Source organism: Streptomyces laculatispora, from assembly GCF_017353455.1.
Lineage (GTDB): Bacteria > Actinomycetota > Actinomycetes > Streptomycetales > Streptomycetaceae > Streptomyces > Streptomyces laculatispora.
Genome location: NZ_JAFMPZ010000439.1, coordinates 1 through 6,774, shown reverse-complemented (window position 1 = coordinate 6,774; position 6,774 = coordinate 1). Strand labels below are relative to the sequence as shown.

The 6,774-nt window shown below is 74.7% G+C and carries 3 protein-coding genes; all 3 read right to left on the bottom strand.

Annotated features, from left to right (window positions below; translation table 11 throughout):
• Nucleotides 1-48: 48 nt before the first annotated feature.
• Complete coding sequence (locus tag J1C73_RS21560; protein ID WP_207317866.1) at nt 49-1,035, bottom strand: ABC transporter ATP-binding protein; 987 nt, start codon at nt 1,033-1,035, stop codon at nt 49-51.
• Nucleotides 1,032-3,830: an ABC transporter permease family protein gene (locus J1C73_RS21555; RefSeq protein ID WP_207317867.1), complete on the bottom strand. Its 2,799-nt coding sequence runs from the start codon at nt 3,828-3,830 to the stop codon at nt 1,032-1,034. The genes J1C73_RS21560 and J1C73_RS21555 overlap by 4 nt, the downstream gene beginning before the upstream one ends.
• Before the next feature lie 14 nt (nt 3,831-3,844).
• On the bottom strand, nt 3,845-6,774 hold a 2,930-nt coding region (locus J1C73_RS21550), incomplete at its 5' end, for an ABC transporter permease (protein WP_207317865.1).

The following is a 6,774-nucleotide window of genomic DNA, read 5'->3' as shown; positions in this document are numbered from 1 at the left end:
CCCGCGCACGGAGCCGGATTCGAGCCCGTCCGGCGGCCGGCTCTGTCCTCAGTCGCCGGACGGGCTCGAATCCGGCTCCGTGCGCGGGGTGTCCGGCCAGACGCCTATGTGGTCCTGCTCCAGTTCCAGCATCACGCGGTGCTCCATGCCCAGCGACTCCGTGTAGTCCGCGGGCAGTTGCAGCCTGCCCGCGCGGTCGAGCATCGCGTACTCGCGTGCCACCTGGGACTCCTGGCCCGTCGCCGCGTCGACCTCGGTGCGGCGCAGCACCTCGAACGAGGTACGGCCGTCGCGGATGGCGACCGTGCGGCGGACCTCGTTCGCGACCGCCTGGTCGTGCGTGACGATCACGATCGTCGTGCCGAGCTCCTCATTGGCGCGGCGGAAGGCGGCGAAGACCTGCTCGCCGGTGGCCGAGTCCAGCTCCCCGGTCGGCTCGTCCGCGAGCAGCACCGAGGGGGAGTTGGCGAGCGAGACCGCGATCGCCACCCGCTGCTGCTGGCCGCCCGACATCTGCTGCGGGCGCCGGTCGCGGCAGTCCGCCACCTCCAGCATCGCGAGCAACGACTCGGCGCGCGCGGCCCGTTCGCGATTGCGCCCGCCGCCGCGCAGCTGCATCGGCAGCGTGACGTTCTGGATCGCGGTCAGATACGGCAGGAGATTGCGGGCGGTCTGCTGCCAGACGAATCCGACGACGTCCCGGCGGTAGCGGAGCCGCTCCTTCTGCCCCATGGACAGCAGATCGCAGCCCGCCACCTTCGCCGCCCCCGCCGTGGGCACGTCGAGGCCCGCCAGGATGTTCATCAGCGTCGACTTGCCGCTCCCGGACGCGCCGACCAGTGCCAGCAACTCGCCCTCGGCGACCAGCAGATCGAGACCCTGGAGGGCCTGCACCTCCACTCCGTCCGTGGTGAAGATGCGCACCAGGCGGTCGCAGGAGATCAGCGCGTCGTGCCCGTAGGAGGGCCGGTCGCGGCGTGCGGCGGCCCGCTGTTCGAGCTCCGCCAGCGTGGAATCGGTCGACTGCGTCGTCATCGGGAGTCTCCTGCCCTGAGTTCGGTGATCGATCCGCGGCGGCCGGTCCACCAGGCCTGTACGCCGGCCACTGCGGCGGTGAGGACGATCACGCCCAGCGCCGGCAGGACCATCGACCACGGATCCGCCCGCAGCGGTGCGTTGTACAGCAGACCGGCGCCGGGGCCGGTCGAGAGCGCGAGGTGCACCAGATCGACGCCCGGTGCCAGCAGCGCGATGGTTGCCCGGCCGACGAGCAGCCCGCCCGCGGCGGCGAGCAGCGCCTGGGGCATGGCCTCGAAGCCGAGGAGGCGTCCGCCCTGCCGGGTACCGATGCCCATGGTGCGCAGCCGCGCCAGCAAAGTGGTGCGCTCCGGAGCGGTCCGGAGCAGGGAGAGGAGGACGGCGAGCAGGGCGTAGCCCGCGCCGGCCGCGATCGCCGCCGTGTAGATCCGCTCGGCACCCACCTGCATGGGGGTGTCCACGTAGGCCGCGCGCGCTTCGGAGCGCAGCTGCACGGTGAAGTCCTTGCCGGCGTGGTGGGCCGCCGCGCGCAGCGCCTTCGCGTCCAGCCGGTCGCCGGTGAGCAGCAGAGCGGTGGTCTGCCGGTGGGTGAGGGAGGCGGCGTCGACGATCATGAAAGAGGTGTCGGTGACGGCGGGCGTGTGTGCCACCGTGCCCGCCACCCGGACCTTGAAGTCCCCGGCCATCGACTGGAGATCGCGCGGCCGGTCCCCGAGCCGCTCGGCGACGGACGGCGAGGCGAGGACCGGCAGCACCCGGTCCTGCGACGGCATCGTGCCCTTCGGCGTCGGCGGGCCGGTGTGCTTCAGCCGGTCGGCGGTGAAGGTGCCGATGCCGGTGGAGCGCGCCAGCCGGGCGTAGGTGACCGGGTCGACGCCGATCAGGGTGGCGCCCCGGGCGTCCTCGAAGCCGTGCTCGGGCGGCGGGAGCGAGACGCCGTACTCGATCTGGACGCGCGCCACCTCCTGCACGCCGTCCGCCCCGGACACCGTCCGGACCAGGCCGTCCGGCAGGGGTGCGGAGTCGGCCTGGCCGCTGATCCGGGCATCCGCGCCGGTCGCGAGCACCGCCGCGGTGTCCCGGGCGTCCGCGACCCCCGCGAGCACCGAGCCCCCGAACGCCGCCGTCGTCAGCGCGACCAGCAGCGCGAGCAGGGGCAGCGTGCCGGAGGCCGAGGAGCGTCCGGCACGGGCCAGCGCCAGGAATCCGACCGCGCCGCGCAGCCGCGCCACGGAGCGCAGCGCGAGCCGCAGCGGCAGCGGGTAGAGCCGCACGAGGACCAGGGACGCGATCAGCGCGACCAGCACGGGGGCCGCGCTGACCAGGAGGTCGGTGCCCCCTTCGCCGCCCGTACCGCGCCGGCGAAGGGCGACGACCGCGCCGACGGCCAGCACCAGCAGGGTGAGTTCGGCGACGGTGCGCCGCCGGGACGGCCGGACGCTCACCAGGTCCTCGCGGCCGCTCTGCAGCTGCGGTCTGCGGTGCAGCAGCACCGTACGGACCGGTAGCGCGGTACAGACCAGCGCGCCGACCGCCGCGGCGCCGACGGCGGAGGGCCCCAGCCGGGTCCCGTCGGTCACCAGCACCGCGAGCAGCAGGCCCAGCGCCGCGGCGGGCAAGGCAGTCACCGCGGTCTCGGCGAGCAGCCGCCCCCCGATGGACCGCAGGGACCCGCCGCGGGCCCGCAGCAGGGCGAGTTCGTTGTGACGCCGGCCGGCGATCAGCCCGCCCGTCATCAGCAGGACGATCACGGCGACGGCCCCGATGCCGACGGCGGCGACGGTGACGACGGGGCGGATCGCCTGCCGCATCCCGTCGTACGCGCTCACGATCTCGTCCAGGTCGGTCGTCACCGTCGCGGTCTCACCGACGGCCGCGCGCACCTTCAGCAGCCCGGGGCCGGCCTCCAGGGAAGCCACGGAGGAGCGGAGCCGGGGCACATCCGTTGTGGTCAGCCGCGAGGCGTCCGGCATGATCCGCCAGTACACCTCGGGCTGACCGGTGGTCGCGAGCAGCGCGGGTGCCGCGTCCGGAGGCATCAGCAGAGCCGCGGTCCAGTAGTAACGCGGCTCGGTCTTCGCCGGTTTGGCGACCAGGGAGGGGGTACGCAGCAGCGGCTCGGCCGACCAGTAGGCGGCCTCGGGACGCAGCGGGGCGACGATGCCGGTGATCCGTACCGTGAACCGCCCGCCCTTGATGGCCGGGACGGAGACGGTCGCACCGGCTCTGATCCGCAGCGCCTTCGCGGTCTCCTCGGTGACCGCGGCCTCCACCTCGTCGGTGGCGGAGGTGACCTCGCCGTGGACGGTCGGCCACGTGCCCTCACGCAGTACGGAGTGGTCCGGCAGCGCCGACTGCGTCGTGTACGTCAGGTCCGGGTCGATGCCGTAGGGGCGGGGGAACCATGGCTCCCCGGCAGGGATCGGGTTCGTCGTGCGGAGTCCGTACGCGGACTGGCCGGTGTCCGCCCGCAGCGGACCGGGCAGCCCGGCCAGCAGCGTCCGGTGCACGGACGCCACCGACGTCTCGCGCACCGCTTCCTCGCGCGCCGCCTCGGCCAGCTGCAGACCGGGCGGCGGACTGGTGACCTCCACGACGCTGCGCCTGGGGGCGGCGGCACCGAGATCGTGGCGCAGCCCCTCGTCCTCGTAACGGTCGACGGCCCGCGGGAAGGCGGCGGCCAGGAACGCCGTCAGCAGCACCAGCAGTCCGAGCGCGCAGGCCGCGCCCGGGGCGGTGCGCAGCCGGGTCCGCACCCATGGCGCGCAGGCGGCCTCCTTGCGGGAGAACATCGGACGCGGGCTCATCAGTTGTCCCCCTGGTGGCGCAGCGAGATCGCGGGGTCGGTGCGACGCAGCGCGAGAACCGCGACGATCAGCAGCGGCAGTGCGGCGAACGAGGCCAGCAGCACCGCGACCTGTCCGGCGGGCAGTTGCACCAGCACGGCCGGCACGGGCCGGGAGGCCTGCCCGGTCAGCACGATGAGCGGCACCACCGCCCGGGTCAGCAGGGCCCCGAGGACCGATCCCACCAGCAGCCCGATGGCGATCAGTACCCCCTGCTCGGCGGCGATCATGCGGGCCAGCCGTCGGCGCGGCGCCCCCAGCGCCCGCAGCACCGCGAATTCCGCGGACCGTTCACGCCGCGAGCCGACCGCCGTCACGGCGAAGCCGACCCCGGCCAGCGCCGCCGCCACGACCGCCACGGCGAGCAGCGCGGACTGCGGGCCCGCACCCAGCGGATCGCTCACCAGCTCGTCGGCGACCTCGTCCCGGACCTGCACCTGTGCCGGATCGGTGTCGGGCCGGGCACGGAGCGCGGCCGCGACCTCGGCGGTCCGGCCGGGAGCGGTGCTCAGCCACCACTCGGTCGCGGTGAGCACGGCGCTCGGGCGTTGCGCGAAGATCTGGCCGACGGCCCTGAAGTCGAGCAGCAGGGCCCCGCCGTCCCGGTCCGCCCGTGCCTGGCCGGAGGACAGGGAAGCGGTGGAGCCCGGCCCGGTCGTCGGGAGTCCGTGGACGGACCGCACGATCTTCACCCGGACCGTCTCACCGGCCAGCGTCACGTCCACCTTCTGGCCGGTCCTCGCACCGGACGCCTTCAGATAGGCGTCCGTGGCCACGCCGTTCAGCGTGGCCACCGGGGGCCGCGCCGCGGTGACCCGCACATTGAGGGCCGGCACCGCGTACGCCGCGTTCTCGGCCGTGATGTATCCGGTCTCGTAGCCGAGGGTGAGCGGCTGCGCGGCCGAGCCGGCCGGGTGCAGGTCGGGGCCCGGCTGGATCTGCCCCAACTCGTCGGTGGTCAGGGCTGCTTGCCAGCGGAATCCGCTGGGCACCGGGACCGGCCGTTCGGCGCCGCCGGCGGTCAGGGTCCGCAGTCCGCTCACGGTGAGCCGGTGCGACTCGCCCCGTCCGACCGGCTGGCTGCTGTCCAGTTCGAACCCGGTCAGCGACAGCTCACCGGCCGCGGCCACCTTCAGCGAGAGCGGATGCGCCTTCCCGTCCACCGGCACGGAACCGGCGACCACCCGGTACGCGATGCCGTAGCGGTCTTCCATCAGCACGGTGACCAGCTGGCTCATGTGGGAGCGCGAGGGGCTCCGGGCCTTCCGCCCGGACGAGATGCGCAGATCGAGGCGGAGTTGTGTGCTGTTGCGCGGCAGCAGTAGTCCCGGCTGTTGGGAGTGAGCCGGCGCGAGGGAGTCGAACAGCCCGCCCTGCGCCCCGTCGGCGAGGTCGCCGCGCATCAGCATCCGCTCGTCGGCGTGCGCGGTGTCCAGGGCCAGCACCTCGGCCGTGCGGCCACCGGAGAGGTCCAGCGTCGTACGGAACGCGGGCGCCGCCTCCCGTACCCCCGGCAGTCGCGCATACGCGCCCGACCGCGCCGGATCCGCGTTGATGCCGCCCAGCATCCGGACCGGCGCGCCGGACCTGAAGTCCGCCTGGTCCTTCTGCGAACGGTCCCACGACGCGCTCTGCCCGATGGCCAGCATCCCCATCGCGACCGACAGCACCAGCAGCAGCACCGGACCCGCGCCGCGCAGCGGCCGGCGGCTGAACTGCCAGCCGGCCAGTGCCGTGGTCAGCCCCCGGCCGCCGGCCGCCCGGCGCTCCGCGAGCCTGGCCGCGGGCGGCAGCAGCCGCAGCGTCAGTACGGTGCCCGCGAGCAGGGCCAGGGCGGGCGCGACGACCAGCAGCGGATCGATGCCGAGGCCGCCCGCGCGGTCGTCGCTGAGCGCACCGCTGCCGGAGCCCCCGGTCTGCCGGTCGAGCTGCCAGTACGCCACCCCCGCGACCGCCAGCAGCCCGATGTCCGCCCCCGCGCGCACCGGCGCGGGCAGTGTGGCGGCGCGGGTGGAGCGGCGGCCGCCGGCACTCGCGGCGAGCGCGGGCGCCACCACGGCGAGCGCGCAGGCCAGCGCGGTGACGGCGGCCACCAGCCACACGGTGCCGGTGGCGGTCCCGCCGAGCCGCAGCCCGATCCGGGACAGCTCACTGCGGTCCGCCAGGAGCCGGGTCAGTGGTCCGGCGAGCAGCGGGGCGACGACGGCGGCGGGCAGCGCGAGCAGCAGCGCCTCGATGGCGGCGAACGAGGTGATCCGGCCGCGCGATCCGCCGCGCGCACGCAGCAGTTCGGTCTCCCCACCGCGCTCACTGCTCAGCAGTCGCGCCACCAGGAGCAGGGTGTACCCGGCCAGCAGCACCAGCTGCACGGCCACGATCATCAGCGTCGAGCGGGAGACGAGCAGCCCCCGGTCGATCTGGTCGAGAACGGTGGGCAGCTCGGTCCGCGCACTCGCCCCGTTCTTGAACTCGGGTGCGGCGAGCAGCTGTTTCGGGCCCTCGGTCGCCGAGTGGCGCAGCGCGGCCATCCGGTCCGTGGTGAGGGTGCGGAAGTCGGCCGACGCCAGATAGGAGAGCTCGCCGGAACTGGTCCGGCCGGAGCCGAGCACCGCGGGGTCGGTGAGCAGCGGCCCGTACGTCGTGAAGACGACCCTGCGGACACCGCGCCCGCCGGCCGCGTCCAGCTGCCAGTACGGATCGGCCTGGTCCGCGGCCTCGTAGAGACCGGTGACCTGGATCTTCAGGCGCTTGCCGCTGAGCCGGTCGGTGAGCGTCAGCCGGCCGCCGGGCTTCAGCCCGAGGACATCGGCGGCGGTGCCCGGCAGCGCGACCTGGACCGGGTCGCCGGTCTTCCCCGTCCCGGCCGCGGGCATCCGGCCCGCGGTGAGCC

What these genes read in the sequence shown, in the direction of transcription:
- J1C73_RS21560 (WP_207317866.1), bottom strand. Translation starts at nt 1,035, where the DNA reads ATGACGACGCAGTCGACCGATTCCACGCTGGCGGAGCTCGAACAGCGG.
- J1C73_RS21555 (WP_207317867.1), bottom strand. Translation starts at nt 3,830, where the DNA reads ATGTTCTCCCGCAAGGAGGCCGCCTGCGCGCCATGGGTGCGGACCCGG.